Below are 15,307 nucleotides of genomic sequence, written 5' to 3' on the forward strand. Positions count from 1 at the left end.
TTGCGAGTTTTGTCATCATAAACGCGCTGGGTGGCCGAATCAAGCGATGCTTGACGAGGATTGAATGCAGGGAGTGATGCCTGATCGCCTAAAGCGATGGCAGCGATGGCAGCGACGAAAATGAACAATCGCTATTTTGACGCGATTTCTATTTGTAGCGCATTTCCGCCGTTGCGCACCAATCGCAAAGGCAAAAAAGACAACGCGGCAACCCCAGTTGCTTCAAACGCATGATCACTAAAACGAGACTGTGTCAGTTCGCTGACGGTCTGCACCACGCGGTCATTGTGATGATCGTCGGGGTCAACCAAGACGGTATGTGTCGCTCCTGCAGCCATTGCGCGTCGCAGACTGACTGCACGCGTGTCGATCGCAATAATTTGGCTCGCACCTGCAATGCGTGCGCCCTGAATGGCAGATAAACCAACACCGCCGCAACCGACGACAGTGGCTGTGTCACCGGGCTGCACTTTGGCGCAATTTATGACAGAGCCGACGCCTGTCATTACGCCACACCCTAATACGCATGCGCGACTCATGGCAACCGTGTCTGGCAGTGCAGTTAAGGCTTCGGCGCGGACCAGACTGTATTCAGAAAACGTACCTAAGTTGAAGGAACGTTCGATTGGCTCGCCGTGCCACAACGTATGTTACGCCGCAGCTTTGCTACTCCCCAGACTTGGATCGACACCCGTGCTGCGTTCGCAGATATGGTTGTTACCAGTCAGGCATTGCGGGCATCGACCGCATGGAATTGCCCAATTCATCAGTACTCGCTGGCCGATAGAAAAATGTTCAACGCCGGCGCCAATCGCCTCAATGATGGCAGCACCCTCATGCCCCATCACTAATGGTCCTGGTCAGTTGAGTGATGCATGGTCTGTATGACAAATACCTGCAGTTGGCAAACGCACTCTGACTTCTCCCGTCAACGGGGCGCGAACGTCAACGGTATCGATGACAAAGCTACCTTTGCCGTCAGCAATGGCGGCTAAACTCTTGACTGTACGATGCTTGGATGCGGCCTTGCTTTGCGTGGGATTTTGCAAGAAAATAGGCATATTATTTCTGCTGATGATGGTTAAAAATCACGATGTCCACGTTGACTTATATCGTTAATAACGGCGTCACCAAGTGGAACAATTTTTCTAAGCGGCACTTCAGAAATGTACAGATTTTCAGCATCTGATCCATACTCGCCTTGCATGGCGATACTGCCATCGCCACGCATGGCAAGCGAGCAACCTATGACTTTCCAGTCTTTCCATGCGCCGTTCTCAATCCTCCCGACATTACTCACGCCCACTACCGGTAAGTCATATAGATCTGCTAGTTTGCCGTACGAACGACGCCATAGCTCACCGTAAGGTTCGATATGATTATCGTGGTCTGGTGCGACCGCCCACGCGCAAGGTGACAAAATAATTTGTGCACCCATTCGCGCCAGGACATGCCCGATCGCCAGCGACTCGGGCGCATTATCGGCACAGATACTTATTCCTACGATCCCCAGTTTGCTACGCGCAACCGCGAGTCGGTCACCAATTGAATAAATCCCTCCGGCAACCGCGAGTTCATGAATCTTGCGGTGATGCAACAATAGGCCACCTTGATCATCGATAAATACAGCGCTGTTGTAAAGGTGTTCCCCATCACGTTCAACGAGTCCTGCTACGACGTGTATTCCATGCTGCTGCGCGGCTAACGCCAACATCTGAAATGACGTGCCTTGAAGTGGCTCGGCCAATTCTCTGGCACGCAAATCTCCCCAGCCTATGTCCAGACATTCTGGCAGAACAACAACGTCGCATTTTGCCAGAGCGGCTTTTTCAATGTAGCTCTGGGCATGTAAAAGGTTGATCCTGGGTTGGCCAGGGGTCACGCGCATTTGTGCCATACCGATGCGAAGGCTTTCGTTCATAAGGTATCTACATGCCTTTACTGAGTTGTGGTGCTGTAGATCACCGGATTATTAATTCCGGTGACTTTTTCACCAGGTAAGGTTTCGGGACACCACTGTAATCGATCATTTTCCTGGGCTATCGAAAGAGCATTTCCTAGTCTGATTTGCTCATCCATATAGATCACAGTCATGACTGAACGTGGATGATCTGATACATTTGCTGCCGCCTTGTGAAACGTCCAACCCAAATGAAAGCTTACTTCACCTAAATCAAATGAGATGCTCACGAATTCAAAGCCGTGTTTGGCCATATTGGCGCTGATTTTTTCTTCACTCTCATCTGAGATGCCTAAGTCACGGCCAAATTTGACCGATTGACTGCGTGCATAAAACCCTAATGGCCCCATAGTTTGCGGTACCGCCTGCAAGGGAATCCATGCGGTAATTGTGCGGTCGCTATTCATAGGCCAGTAATATTGATCAGCATGGGCTGGGGTGATGCCGCCTCCTGGTTCTTTATATAGGGACTGATCGTGATAAAGTCGCACCCCAGAAACACGCAGAAGCGAGGCCGCAATTTGCGCGAGACGCCTTCCCATAACGAATTCTGCAACCTTAGAACTGTGCTTCCACAAATTCATGATTTGCAAAAATGCTTTGTCGTACGTCGAGCGCTCCTCCATTGGGGTATCTTGGGTATTCAGCGCGATCGTTAAGCGTGTTATTTCTTTGCCGTAGTAGCGCAGTGTTTCGGGCGAGAGTACGTTGGCAAGTTTAATAAAACCATCCCGTTCAAATGCGGAGATTTGTTCTGCGGTGAGATCGTAGGTGCTATGGATGTCGATGCTCATATCCGCTCTTTCATTGTGATATTTTGTTTACAATTTTTTGTAAAAACTGGCCAACGCATTCTCTAACACCAGCCTGTTGACGGCGACAAATATACCGAAATATACCGAAAAACAAAAAGCCACTCATTGGCATTAACGTCCGGAATGCAGTCCCGCTTTTTAAGGATTCATTGTGTTGCTGAGTGGATGATAGTTTTTCAGATGAGGGCGGGATTTCGGTAATGAACAATAATGGAGCGATGGAGAGTATGAACACAAGCACCGGCGTAATGATGATTAATGCATAGTTACTCAGTGATATTGAGATGAAATAGGCGGCGATACCGAGAATGCCGAAAATGGTTTGCATCCATGTGCATCCGCGTACTCTGTGTGGTCCTGCCGTGGTTAAATCGGCGATCAGTGCTCTGGCAGGATTGAATGTGACATTGATACTAAGATCACAAATCATTGTCACCATCGCGGCGACGATAAACAGGCTGAGTCCTGTGTAAGCCGCAATGTCGTTCAGTTTTAGTAATGCTAGGAGTGACGCAGTGCCAGTCAGACCACCTACCAGCAAATACGGTTTGCGTCTGCTTCCCAAGATCCACGTGCGGTCACTTAAAAAGCCCACTAAAGGCTGGATCAGAAGTCTGGCCAACGGTCCCGCCAGCCATATCAAGGCATTATTATCGATATGCAAGCCATAACGCGTGCTTAAAATCCAGCTTAGCGACGCCGTTATCGCAGACAAAAAGAAACCAACCGCGGCTGTTGGCAGGCTTAGAAGGACAAGATCGCCGGTAGATAGTCGTAGTTGTGTCTCAAGCATGCGGAGCCTTGCCATGTAATAGTTAGCCAGAAATTCAGCCAGAAATTCAGCCAGAAAATCAGCCAGAAAATCAGCCAGAAAAATATCGTATGTTGCACCATATTTTATAGGCGTCATTTTTGGCAAAGTAATACAGTTATGACTTCAAATGACTGTTTTCAAACTAGGTAGGCTACTTTGTCAGGCGAGGATTTTTTTTGCATCGGTAGCGTGGGTGCAACCTGCCAGATCGGCGCAAAGGTAATGGCAGCGGGGGGTAGCCCCGCGCTACAGATTGGGAATGTGTGCTGCATTAAAAAATCGACGCGTCTTATCGATGTGTTTTAATTTTTTAATGCGTCATGTGGTTTTGTACAAATTGAGCTGAAGATTAAATACTCTTGGTATTCGCGTCAATATCGGCCAGGCATTCACGTCCACGGACGCTGATCTCGTTTTTTCCAGTTTCAGGATTGATCTCAATATGCCCTTTTTTGCCCAGAAAAGTCGCGACTGGGCCAGACAATAGCGCATCAGAGTCGGTTGAAATGGCGCGCAAGCCATCGATACACTGTTTAATAAATAATACCTGGCGACCTATTTCAGTTAATTCCAGACTGCCGTCTTTTCGATAGGTAACTAATTTGATGCCAGATAAGCGTTTTGTGTTGCGACCAATACATGCATTAGGCTTGACGTTTTTTGGCAGTTTACTAATCTGCTCGAGTGCATCATATTCGTCGATACTTAATTTGTGATTCATTGTGACTTTCATTGATAGGCTTTGCGGGACTTTTTAAGACCCATATTTTGATGGAATTCGTTGATTTTCTCATTTAGGTGCGACCAAGCAGTCGGTGTTAGAAAACAGTAAAGCACCTCAGCAATGTAAAGACAAGCTTGCACCAAGGAGACTCGGGCCAGCACATTGCATTTATTTGATGTTTTATTGTTGCACTGAAGTACTAATTCGTTTTCTGAACCTATTTTTGCCCTGAATATATCATAGCAACGCCTTCTTGCAGTCGGTTGTACGGATATTCTGTGATCTGAGAGTGTGTATTTTTTAATACTTCGGCGATTAAAAAATTGTATTTTTTGTAATTTTAAGTGCTTACAATACGACGCGTATTTCTTTAAAAATCTGCGTCGCATGAAAAGTAGTATAGCTACATTGTGACTCTGATACCCTGTTGGTAAAATACGACGTAAAGTCTATATTGCCGCTAATGTCAACTAAATTGTCCATTTTATTGTGCGATTTGGAGCAGTCTCTGTTTGACATGGAATCTAGTTTTAGTACAAAATCAGTCTAAGTAATTAAGAATAAACTAAAAAAATCATAAAACGGGGACGCATCAGGATGCACACACACATCAACAAACCACGGCTCTCATTTTGGCAACTGTGGAATATGAGCTTCGGCTTTTTCGGTATTCAATTTGGCTTCGCCCTACAGAATACCAATACTAGCCGGATTTTCGCTACTCTTGGCGCTAACCCTGACGACCTTGCGTTGTTTTGGCTGGCCGCCCCTATTACCGGGATGCTGGTTCAGCCGGTGATCGGCTATCTGAGCGACAATACCTGGCATCCAATATGGGGTCGTCGTCGACCATTCTTCTTTATCGGCGCAATGTTGGCATCGATTGCGATGTTTTTGATGCCAAACTCGACCTTGCTGTGGATGGCAATTCTTGTTTTATGGATGATGGATACCGCGATTAATGTATCGATGGAGCCTTTCCGCGCGTTCGTTGGCGATAAACTCAATCCGGAACAGCAAACGGCAGGGTTTGCGATGCAAACCTTTCTCATTGGCTGTGGCGGCGTGATCGCCTCCTTGCTGCCATATATGTTTACGAACTATTTTGGCGTTAGCAATGTGCCAGTCAATGGCGCTATTCCCGATACGGTTCGTTATTCATTTTATTTTGGTGGCACAGTATTCGCGTTGTCAGTATTGTGGACCGTGTTTAGCACCAAAGAAATTCCTCCGCATGACTTGCAACAGTTCTGGGAAGAAAAGAAACAAAATAGTGGTGTCCTGAAAGCACTCAAAGAAATCTTTGGCGGCTTTGCGAAAATGCCTAAAACCATGGTGCAACTCGCTGTGGTGCAGTTTTTCTCCTGGGTTGCACTGTTCGCTATGTGGGTCTATACCACACCATCGATTGCAGAAACGGTGTTTCAAACCACGGATTCGCAATCGGCTGCTTACCAAGATGGCGGCAACTGGGTCGGTATCATGTTTGCTGTTTATGGCGCTGTGTCAGCCTTGGCGGCATTTGTTTTGCCAGTACTTGCGATAAAAACCAGCCGTAAATTTGTGCATATGCTGTGTCTGGTTATCGGTGGTCTCAGCCTGGTCAGCATTGTTGCAATTCATTCCAAAGAAATGCTGTTATTGCCGATGGTTGGTGTCGGCATAGCGTGGGCGAGTGTTTTGACTATGCCGTATGCGATTTTGGCAGGTGCCTTGCCAGCGAATCGCATGGGTTACTACATGGGGCTGTTTAATTTCTTTGTTGTGATTCCTCAGATTATTGCCGGCGTTGTATTGGGCGCAGTATTGAAAAATTTCTTCAATAACCAATCCGTCAAAGTTCTGATGTTAGGCGGCTTGTGCATGATCATTGGCGGCGTGTTGACCATGATCGTGAAAGATGACGCTGTTGCAAAAAACTAAAGTGCTTCGTTGTTACCTTGAGATTGCTTAGTTTGGTCAATCTATTCAAATCAAAACGCCGTTCTGGCGTTTTGATTTTGGCGGCCGTTTTTTTCTTGTTTTGATTGGGCACACAGCATGAAGTTGATTGCGTTTCGATTTTCACTTGCCTTACTTCTATCTACTATTCTATTTCCTTCGACCTGGGCGAATGAAACAGTGCAGTCGAATTCTCAACAGGCAAGTGTCGCTTCCCCATTTTTATGGGAAAACGCTACGGTCTACTTTTTGCTGACAGATCGGTTTTATCAACAAAGCCCCGCTACAGCCCACGCTTACGGACGTCTACAAGATGGTGCGCCTCTGCGCAGTTTTATGGGCGGGAATCTGGCTGGTATTACTGCCAAAATTAAACAAGGCTATTTTCAAAAACTCGGTGTTAACGTCATCTGGTTGACGCCACCGGTAGAGCAGATCCATGGCGCGACCGACGAGGGGAGCGGAAAAACCTATGGTTTCCACGGCTATTGGTCGGCAGATTTTACGCAGGTTGATGCCGCGCTCGGTACTTCAAATGATATGCGAGAACTGGTTGAAACGGCGCATGCGCATGGAATCAGAATCTTGCTTGATGTCGTGCTCAATCATGTAGGTCCGGCAACCAATGTTGATCCGCTATGGCCCGCTGCCTGGGTTCGCACCGAACCCGTCTGCACTTATAAAGATATTCCCTCTACTGTCAGTTGTGCGTTAGTCAAAGGCTTGCCAGATATTCGAACTGAGAATAATGACAATGTCGATTTGCCTCCTGCTTTGGTCGCGAAGTGGAAAGCAGAAGGGCGCTATGAAACTGAGGTACAAGAGTTAGATACGTTTTTTAAACGAACAGGATATCCCCGTGCACCGCGTTATTACCTGATGAAATGGCATACAGATTGGATCAGAAAATATGGCGTTGATGGCTTCCGTGCTGACACTGTTAAGCACGTGGAACCTGACGTCTGGAAGGAATTTAAACAAGTTGCCAGCAGTGCTTATGAGGAGTGGAAGCAACAACACCCAGCACAAAAGTTAGGTAATGAACCGTTTTACATGACAGCAGAAGTCTACGGATATGGTCTTAATCAAGGTCTGAATTTTGTGATGGACGGTGGTAGCAAAATCAATTTCTTTGAGCATGGTTTTGATAGCTTGATTAATTTTGGCTTTAAATCGGATGCCAAAAAAGATCCTGACGCTTTATTTAGTTCGTATTCGAAGAAGCTCCAGGGTGAACTACAACATCATTCGATACTTAATTACATCAGTTCACATGATGACATGCAGCCATTTGATGTAAACCGTCAATCTGCTCTCGAGGCTGGAACCAAACTTCTGCTGAGCCCCGGTGCTGCACAAATCTATTACGGTGATGAAACCGCAAGAGACATTCATGTCAACGGTGCCGAAGGTGATGCGACTTTGCGCTCAATGATGAATTGGGATGAGTTGCAAAATAATGTCTCACGCAACGGTATCGATATTCAGGAAGTGTTGACGCACTGGCAAAAATTAGGAATGTTCCGCCATGACCATGTTGCCATCGGTGCAGGAAGCCATCAAAAATTGTCCGATCACCCATATACATTTCAACGTACCTATCAAGACCACGGGATCAGTGACAAAGTAGTCGTTGCACTGAACTTACCAACGAACGATGTCAACACCATATCCGTCGCAGGTATTTTTGATAATGGACAAACGCTGCGCGATTACTACTCAGGAAATACCGCTGTCGTGATTGATGGAAAAGTAAATTTTCAAAGTAAATCCGCAATAGCGTTGATCGCTCAGGAAAACAGGAATCAAAAAGATGAAAAAAATTAAACCTCCTCGCGGTGCGTCTTATGGTACGTTTTATGGTGCAGTTCATGGCGCCTCTTACCTGCTTGGCTTATCTGCAGTGTTGTTTTGCGTGCCAGGTGCTGCTCAAAATGTGCATCGCGTCGTGACGCAAATTGACAAAAAACCAGCAGCGCTCGAAGTAAAGACGAACGATGGTTTATATATTTTCACACCGTATTCTTCCAGCATCATAGAGACGACTTTTATTCCGAATGGTGAAGCAAAAACAACGCCTTCACATGCGGTAGTGTTAACGCCACAACATGTTCAACCACACCTAAAAACCTCGGCAAGCGCGATCGATTATGTGATTGATGAGCTGACAGTACATATACAAAAAGTTCCATTTCAAATCCGTTATCTCTATAAAAATAAGCTGTTAACGTCAGAGAAAAATGGCTATCAAAAAAAGGATGCCAGCGAAAGTGTAGACTTCAATTTGGATGGTAACGAAGCTTTGTATGGTGCTGGTGCACGCGCACTAGGGATGAATCGGCGTGGCTACCGTTTGCCTTTGTATAACAAGGCGCACTATGGTTATGAAGAGCATTCTGAGCAGATGAATTTTGGCATACCATTGGTGTTTTCGTCCAAAATGTACGGTATTCATTTTGACAACGCCGCGATTGGGTATCTGGATCTCGACAGCAAAAAAAATAATGAGCTTGCCTATGAAACTATCAGCGGTAGAAAAACCTATCAAATCATTGCGGGTGATAATTGGACTGATATTGTTGCTAACTATACGAGTTTAACGGGGCGTCAACCTTTACCGCCGCGTTGGGCATTCGGGAATTTTGCGAGTCGATTTGGGTATCATTCTGAAACAGAAGCACGCAGTATTTTAGAGAAATTCAAAGCCGAACAAATTCCGGTCGATGCGATTATTTTCGATTTGTATTGGTTTGGCAAAGACATCAAAGGTACCATGGGGAATCTGGCATTTGATCAGGACAATTTCCCACAACCGCAAAAAATGATCGCCGATTTTTCTGCGCAAGGCGTGAAGACGATATTGATCACCGAGCCATTTGTATTGACAACGTCCAAAAAATGGCAAGAAGCGGTTGGTCAGCATGTGTTGGCAACTGATAAAGATGGCGCGCCCTTTAAGTACGATTTTTATTTTGGAAATACCGGACTGATCGATATTTTTGATCCGCACGCCAAAGCCTGGTTCTGGAATATTTATAAAAATTTGAAAGCACAGGGCGTTGCAGGCTGGTGGGGTGATTTAGGTGAGCCTGAAGTACATCCTTCTGGTGTGCAACACAAAACTGGTTCCGCCGATCAAGTGCATAATGTGTACGGCCACGAATGGGCAAAATTAATTGCGGATGGTTATGGTAAAGAATTTCCGCAAGAACGCCCGTTTATATTGATGCGCTCTGGCTATTCGGGTTCACAACGATTTGGCATGATACCGTGGTCAGGCGATGTGAATCGAACCTGGGGTGGACTACGTTCGCAGCCAGAAATCGCATTACAAATGGGAATGCAGGGCATGGCTTACATGCATTCTGACTTAGGCGGCTTTGCTGGCGCTAATTTGGATGACGAGTTATATACGCGCTGGTTGCAGTATGGCGTTTTCCAGCCGATTTTCCGTCCCCATGCGCAAGAAGAAGTGGCGTCTGAGCCTGTTTTGCGTGAGCCAGCAACGAAAGCTTTAGCCAAGGCGGCGATCCAATTACGCTATCGCATGCTGCCTTACAATTACACGCTCGCTTTTGAAAATAACCAACGGGGCATTCCCTTAATGCGTCCCCTGTTTTATGCTGAGCCACAAAATGCGCGCTTATATGGGAATGCCGACAGTTATCTGTGGGGGAATGATTTCCTGGTGCATCCAATTTTGCAGGCAGGGCAGTCTAAGGCGGAAATATATTTCCCTGCACAAAGTAAATGGTTCGATTTTTATACCGGATATGCCTATGCCGCCGGAAGCACGCACGTTGTCGATGTTAGCGCTGATCATATTCCAGTATTTGTCAGGGCGGGGGCATTTATCCCATTAATTCCAGCACAACTCAATATCCAAAATACCAGCCAGTATTCTGGTAAAGAGTTGGAGCTGCATTATTACCATGATCAATCTGTCCAACAGGCTCATGGCCAGTTATACGATGACGACGGCACTACAGCGCACGCGTTTGAGCAGGGGGCGTCTGCATTGCTTAAATTCAATAGTCAATATCACAGTGATAGTCTCACTATTGCATTGAATGTCGTGAATGGAAAAAATTACCAGACTGCTGATCGTGCTATTGACTTGATCGTCCACAATATCAAGACACGACCACAGCGTGTCTTCGTCGAAAATAAGCCAGTCGATTTCAGTTGGGATGAGCGAACAGGGCAATTGCACGTGCAATTGCAATGGCGGAAACATTTTGATAAACAGTTTAATAATCAGTTTGTAGCGAAAATTTTGATGTAGGTACCCTTGAAATGGGTTTCAATCTGTCGGGCTGTGGTAAATTGCTGATGTTTTTCAAGCGCTGTGGCGCCGGATTAAAGTGCAATCTGCAAATCTGCTTCTGCTCAATACGAGTTTTGGGTGGGTAATGTCAGCCAGGTTACTTGTTTTTCTGGACTACTTTTGGCGCAAGTCTTAATACATTGAAACAGAGAACCATGACTGAAAATGGAACATTAGAACGCGGACAGATAGAACGTGCATTCACCGAACATAGCAGTGGCCTAGGGTTTTCTGGTGGCCCTAGGTTGTTAGCGGATATTGGCGCGACCCATGCGCGTTTCACTTTGGAAACCGCACCAGGCGTCTTTGAATCGGTTCAAGTTTTAAAATGCGACGAGTACGCCGGCATTATCGATTTGTTGCGCGCGTATCTCGATCAGCATCCAGGTCGGCGTGTCCATCATGCAGCGTTTGCGCTAGCCAATCCTATCGATGGCGATTACGTCCGGATGACGAATCGCGCGTGGGAGTTTTCGATAGAAGACGTACGCCGTGAGTTCGGTTTATATACCCTGTTGATCGTCAATGATTTCACGGCTTTGGCGATGTCTCTTCCAGGGTTGCAATCGGGTGACGTCATGCAGGTTGGTGGCGGGACGCCAGTAGCAAAGTCCGTGATCGGTGTTTTAGGGCCGGGCACTGGTCTCGGTGTTTCTGGTTTAATTCCTACTTCAGACGGTTTTGTTACCTTGGGTTCGGAAGGCGGGCACGTCAATTTTGCACCGTGCGATGAACGCGAATATGCGATTTTGCAATTCGCCTGGAAAGAGTGGCCGCACGTGTCAACTGAGCGCCTTATTTCCGGGCCAGGTCTGGAATTGATTTATCGTGCTCTGGCAGATCGTAATCAGCAAAAAGTTAAACCATTAGCCGCCCAGGAAGTAATGCATGGTGCGCTGACGAACGGTGATCCATTGTGCCTCGAAAGCATCGAATGTTTTTGCGGGATGCTCGGCAGCTTTAGTGCTAACCTGGCGGTAACGCTGGGTGCCTTTGGTGGGATTTACATTGGTGGTGGTATCGTGCCTCTCATGGGTGATCGATTCCATCAGTCGTCTTTCCGTACACGCTTTGAAGCTAAGGGGCGTTTTAGTAGCTATCTGGCACAAATTCCCACGTATGTAATCACAACGCCAAATCCGGCGTTTTATGGCGTCTCAGCGATCCTTTCTGAGCATTTAAGGGGGCGAGGCGGCGATAGTTCACTGATGGATCGTATTCAGACGATTCAGGCAGAATTGACGCCGGCAGAACGCCGGGTTGCGGCATTGGTGTTAGAGAATCCGCGGACCGTATTGAATGAAGCAATTGTAGAAATTGCCCGCTTGGCCGATGTAAGTCAACCGACGGTGATTCGCTTCTGTCGTTCCATGGGGTTCGCCGGATTAGCTGATTTTAAACTGAAGTTTGCCAGTAGTTTGACCGGGACTATTCCTGTTCGTCACAGTCAGGTGAGAAAAAGTGACAGCACCCACGATTTGAGTGCAAAAGTTATTGATAACACTGTCTCCGCTATCTTAAGTTTTCGCGATCAGTTAGAAGTCCATGCGATCGATCAGGCAATTGCCTTGTTACGGAAGGCAAACAAGGTCGAATTTTATGCGATGGGAAATTCGCGCGCAGTGGCATTAGATGGGCAGCATAAATTTTTCCGCTTCCGCATTCCAACGGCAATTTATGGCGACGCCCATTTATTTTCAATGGCCGCCGAGCTACTCAATCCTGGCGACGTCGTGATTGTTGTTAGTAACTCAGGCAAGTTGCCAGACTTGTTAAAAGCGGTTGATACCGCCTTATCTGCTGGTGCGGATGTGATTGCGATTGCACCTCACCAATCACCTTTAGCGAAAAAAGCGAGCGTTTGTCTGGCGGTCAATCATACGGAAGATAATGCGACGTTCTTATCAATGATTTCACGCATTTTGCAATTATTGCTGATTGATATTTTGACGGTTGGTCTGTCGGTTGATTCGCCACAAGATGATACGTTGAAACGTAAAGAGTTCTCGCGTTTTAGCAACTTGCTGATTTCCCACCTTGATAGTTAATCGGTAACTTTCAATTTTATATCTGGTTTTTATATCTGGTCTATGGCATTCATTCAGACACTTAAAGCATTCACAAATAAATTAACTCAGGCAATCAGTGCCGAGGTGCCTGGTGTTAACGAAGCGTCTGCGAGCCAGGTTCAACGAGTCCATAGTGATCCTGCGTTACTGTTGCAACTCGCGAACGCCATGCGTTTGGCGTCGTTGCCGTTTGAACAAACCGAAGCGCACTTGCTGCTGCCTGAAGGTTTAGTGTTTTCGGTCGTATTGGTGGAGACCGTTTCACTTGGCGACGGACGGGTTCGTACTTGTACCAAAATCTACGCGTGGCATCCGGTGTATTTTCCTCAGGGTATCGTTGAATTTCAACATGCATTGGCGGCGTCGGAAGAAGCGTCGATTGCGGAAGGGTTTGCGCAATGGATCAACATGGATTTGCAAGTGTTGCTCGATGCAACACGCGATGTCCCGCTGAATTGTACTGTCATTGAAATGAATACGGCAGCAGATGAAGCTGCGGCGACAGCCCAGTTCAGGCAAGTAATTTTGGGACCGGTCGCTCATTTGGCCAGTAATCCACCTCCAAAGAAAAAAGAAGAACATCCTTTCTGTCCATGCTGTTTGTTTACAGAAAGCATGAGTGCTTTCCATGATGTACTACAAAGTGATCAATTTTTCGGTGTACGCTTATTTGCATCGCGAGATCATCAGGGTGTTTTGGCGGCGGACTGCAGGTTGAATGGAGAAGATTTTCCTGCGGCAATCGAGCCTTTGGTCCGCTACGCTGAAAGTTGGCCGCAGCGTGGCTTAGAGTTTCGCAAACAATATATCGTCATTCGTAGTGTCAATCGTAGCCTTGAAAAGGCAAGCAAGTTACCGATGCCCATCCCTACCGAGGCTGTTGCTTAGTCTCTATTATTTCTGGAATTGTCCCGAATATGCAAACCCCAATAATGGCGACGAGCGAACTCTTTCTCATCGCCATGCTGCTTATTTTTACCGTTCCCTATCTCGTTTGGAGAATTGGTAAAACGGATTATTATGCGCCGCTGGTAGTCGTGCAAATCATTGCGGGGATTTTGCTTGGCCCTGGGGTGATGGGGGCGATTTTTCCTGATTATTATCAGTTTATATTCAAGGCAGATCCAAAAGTAATGCCCGCGCTTAATGGTATTGCGCAATGGGCGGTGATGTTATTTGTGATGATTGCAGGTATTGAACTTGACCTGAAAAAAGCGTGGACACATCGCACTGAAGGTGCATTGACTGCTGGCTTGGCGCTGGGTGTGCCCTTAATTTTCGGTAGTATCGCCGCGCTTGGTATGTTGATGTTTCCTGGTTGGATAGGAACGGCGGCAAGAACCTGGCAATTTGTGGTAGGTGTCGGTATGGCTTGCGCGGTGACTGCGTTGCCGATTCTGATTTTGTTCATGGAAAAATTGGAAATTTTGCGTCAGCCTCTGGGGCAGCGTATCTTGCGCTATGCCAGTCTTGATGACATCGCTATTTGGGGTGTGCTTGCGACGATATTGATGGACTGGACAAGGGTTGGCAGGCAATTAGGGTTTCTGATTGGTTTTGCAGTAGCTACATATCTTTACCGTAGGCTGATGGTTTGGTTAGAGGAGCGAGATCGTTGGTATGTTGCTCTGATCTGGCTCGCAGCATGTGGCTTTGCGGCCGATTGGTCGGGTTTGCATTTTATGGTTGGCGCATTTCTCGCTGGTGCAGTGATGGACAGCGATTGGTTCAACCAGGAAAAAATGGATTTGATGCGTCACCATGTTTTGTTGGCGATTATGCCGGTATTTTTCTTGAGTACCGGTTTACGTACGACCTGGGAAGTGGGAGGGTTGACCGTATTTCTGGCCGCGGCAGTGCTCTTGGTAGCATCCGTATCCGGGAAGCTGGCTGGTATTCACATTGCTGGCAAACTTCTGAAATGGGAGAAGGGTGAAGCATCAATCATTGGTTGGTTATTGCAGACCAAGGCACTCATTATGATTATCTTCGTCAATATTTTACTTGATAAACAAATTGTCACGAGTGCGACATTTACCGCGCTATTGCTGATGGCAATTGCCAGTACGATGTTGAGTGTGCCAATGGTACATCCACGACTTAAAAAATTTCGATCGGTAATTTTTAAGAGTGATTAATCAACCAGTTATTTAGCTATTCAGCTATTGAGCGATTGAGCTATTGAGCTATTGAGCTATTGAGCTATTGAACGATTGATTGAAATGCAAGTCAATCACTACTCTGAAAATCGACGATTTACGTCTTAGCTTGATTGAAGGTGGTACTCAGCGAGCAGCTATCAATTGAACCGATCATCAAGAGAAACCGATGACGCAAAAAAAATGACAGGGAAAACCCTGTCATTTTTTTTAGAACCTAATTAGCTTAATTAGCGTACCTGAATCACTTCAAGAACTGTTCGTTCCCGACCATACCGATCTTAGTCACACCCAGACGTTGTGCAGCCGCCATCACAGCAGCGACCGATTTGTACGGTACCACTGCATTTGGACGCAGATGAACTTCTGGTTGATTTGGATTGCTCGCTACTTCGGTGAGCTTGCTTTCCAATTCCGCACGGCTCGCCAATGCGGCGCCATTCCACAACACCGTACCGTCAAAATCAACGTCAATGTTCACCACCACTGGCGGCTCCG

14 protein-coding genes are annotated in these 15,307 nt (G+C 46.7%); 6 read left to right on the top strand and 8 right to left on the bottom strand.

What is annotated here, in order from left to right; genetic code table 11:
• Positions 1-131 precede the first annotated feature (131 nt).
• The 7 genes from ACO0K1_RS10870 to ACO0K1_RS10900 all read right to left on the bottom strand — a co-directional run bounded on the left by ACO0K1_RS10870 (position 132) and on the right by ACO0K1_RS10900 (position 4,310).
• Complete coding sequence (locus tag ACO0K1_RS10870; protein WP_423025554.1) at positions 132-644, bottom strand: zinc-binding dehydrogenase; 513 nt, start codon at positions 642-644, stop codon at positions 132-134.
• Positions 645-650: 6 nt separating this feature from the next.
• Positions 651-845: an alcohol dehydrogenase catalytic domain-containing protein gene (locus tag ACO0K1_RS10875; RefSeq protein ID WP_423025556.1), complete on the bottom strand. Its 195-nt coding sequence runs from the start codon at positions 843-845 to the stop codon at positions 651-653.
• Positions 846-860: 15 nt separating this feature from the next.
• On the bottom strand, positions 861-1,061 hold the full coding sequence (locus ACO0K1_RS10880) for a hypothetical protein (RefSeq protein ID WP_423025558.1): 201 nt from the start codon (positions 1,059-1,061) through the stop codon (positions 861-863).
• A gap of 20 nt (positions 1,062-1,081) precedes the next feature.
• The gene (locus ACO0K1_RS10885; protein ID WP_423025560.1) at positions 1,082-1,921 is read right to left on the bottom strand and encodes a carbon-nitrogen hydrolase family protein; all 840 of its coding nucleotides are present in this window, start codon (positions 1,919-1,921) and stop codon (positions 1,082-1,084) included.
• A 17-nt stretch (positions 1,922-1,938) separates the two neighbouring features.
• Positions 1,939-2,754, bottom strand: coding sequence for a phytanoyl-CoA dioxygenase family protein (locus tag ACO0K1_RS10890; protein WP_423025562.1), 816 nt, complete (start codon positions 2,752-2,754; stop codon positions 1,939-1,941).
• 10 nt (positions 2,755-2,764) lie between these two features.
• The gene (locus ACO0K1_RS10895; RefSeq protein ID WP_423025564.1) at positions 2,765-3,685 is read right to left on the bottom strand and encodes a PucC family protein; all 921 of its coding nucleotides are present in this window, start codon (positions 3,683-3,685) and stop codon (positions 2,765-2,767) included.
• A 253-nt stretch (positions 3,686-3,938) separates the two neighbouring features.
• Complete coding sequence (locus ACO0K1_RS10900; protein WP_423025566.1) at positions 3,939-4,310, bottom strand: hypothetical protein; 372 nt, start codon at positions 4,308-4,310, stop codon at positions 3,939-3,941.
• 651 nt (positions 4,311-4,961) lie between these two features.
• On the opposite strand from ACO0K1_RS10900, the gene ACO0K1_RS10905 reads away from it, so the two are divergent.
• The 6 genes from ACO0K1_RS10905 (at position 4,962) to ACO0K1_RS10930 (ending at position 14,788) form a co-directional block, all read left to right on the top strand.
• Complete coding sequence (locus tag ACO0K1_RS10905; RefSeq protein WP_423025568.1) at positions 4,962-6,236, top strand: MFS transporter; 1,275 nt, start codon at positions 4,962-4,964, stop codon at positions 6,234-6,236.
• 117 nt (positions 6,237-6,353) lie between these two features.
• Positions 6,354-8,081 carry an alpha-amylase family glycosyl hydrolase gene (locus tag ACO0K1_RS10910; protein WP_423025570.1) on the top strand — a complete coding sequence of 576 codons (1,728 nt, stop codon included), beginning with the start codon at positions 6,354-6,356 and terminating at the stop codon, positions 8,079-8,081.
• Positions 8,068-10,539 (top strand): TIM-barrel domain-containing protein, encoded by a 2,472-nt coding sequence (locus ACO0K1_RS10915; protein ID WP_423025572.1) that lies wholly within the window; start codon positions 8,068-8,070, stop codon positions 10,537-10,539. The genes ACO0K1_RS10910 and ACO0K1_RS10915 overlap by 14 nt, the downstream gene beginning before the upstream one ends.
• A gap of 197 nt (positions 10,540-10,736) precedes the next feature.
• Positions 10,737-12,629: a glucokinase gene (locus ACO0K1_RS10920; protein WP_423025574.1), complete on the top strand. Its 1,893-nt coding sequence runs from the start codon at positions 10,737-10,739 to the stop codon at positions 12,627-12,629.
• Between the two features lie 42 nt (positions 12,630-12,671).
• A complete protein-coding gene (locus tag ACO0K1_RS10925) occupies positions 12,672-13,538 on the top strand; it encodes a DUF6348 family protein (protein WP_423025576.1) in 867 nt (288 codons plus the stop codon).
• A 44-nt stretch (positions 13,539-13,582) separates the two neighbouring features.
• Positions 13,583-14,788, top strand: a complete 1,206-nt coding sequence (locus tag ACO0K1_RS10930; protein WP_423025586.1) for a cation:proton antiporter — start codon at positions 13,583-13,585, stop codon at positions 14,786-14,788.
• Between the two features lie 265 nt (positions 14,789-15,053).
• Here the strand turns inward: ACO0K1_RS10930 and ACO0K1_RS10935 are convergent.
• Positions 15,054-15,307: ExbD/TolR family protein (locus ACO0K1_RS10935; protein ID WP_423025578.1), on the bottom strand; the 254-nt coding region annotated here is incomplete at its 5' end.

It is taken from the genome of Undibacterium sp. SXout20W, assembly GCF_049340285.1.
Taxonomy (GTDB): domain Bacteria; phylum Pseudomonadota; class Gammaproteobacteria; order Burkholderiales; family Burkholderiaceae_D; genus Undibacterium.

Bases quoted from the DNA above. Each gene is read 5' to 3' on its own strand.
- ACO0K1_RS10890 (WP_423025562.1), bottom strand. From the start codon at position 2,754: ATGAGCATCGACATCCATAGCACCTACGATCTCACCGCAGAACAAATC.
- ACO0K1_RS10905 (WP_423025568.1), top strand. From the start codon at position 4,962: ATGAGCTTCGGCTTTTTCGGTATTCAATTTGGCTTCGCCCTACAGAAT.
- ACO0K1_RS10915 (WP_423025572.1), top strand. From the start codon at position 8,068: ATGAAAAAAATTAAACCTCCTCGCGGTGCGTCTTATGGTACGTTTTAT.
- ACO0K1_RS10900 (WP_423025566.1), bottom strand. From the start codon at position 4,310: ATGAATCACAAATTAAGTATCGACGAATATGATGCACTCGAGCAGATT.
- ACO0K1_RS10885 (WP_423025560.1), bottom strand. From the start codon at position 1,921: ATGAACGAAAGCCTTCGCATCGGTATGGCACAAATGCGCGTGACCCCT.
- ACO0K1_RS10895 (WP_423025564.1), bottom strand. From the start codon at position 3,685: ATGACGCCTATAAAATATGGTGCAACATACGATATTTTTCTGGCTGAT.
- ACO0K1_RS10880 (WP_423025558.1), bottom strand. From the start codon at position 1,061: ATGCCTATTTTCTTGCAAAATCCCACGCAAAGCAAGGCCGCATCCAAG.
- ACO0K1_RS10930 (WP_423025586.1), top strand. From the start codon at position 13,583: ATGGCGACGAGCGAACTCTTTCTCATCGCCATGCTGCTTATTTTTACC.
- ACO0K1_RS10875 (WP_423025556.1), bottom strand. From the start codon at position 845: ATGGGGCATGAGGGTGCTGCCATCATTGAGGCGATTGGCGCCGGCGTT.
- ACO0K1_RS10925 (WP_423025576.1), top strand. From the start codon at position 12,672: ATGGCATTCATTCAGACACTTAAAGCATTCACAAATAAATTAACTCAG.
- ACO0K1_RS10920 (WP_423025574.1), top strand. From the start codon at position 10,737: ATGACTGAAAATGGAACATTAGAACGCGGACAGATAGAACGTGCATTC.
- ACO0K1_RS10910 (WP_423025570.1), top strand. From the start codon at position 6,354: ATGAAGTTGATTGCGTTTCGATTTTCACTTGCCTTACTTCTATCTACT.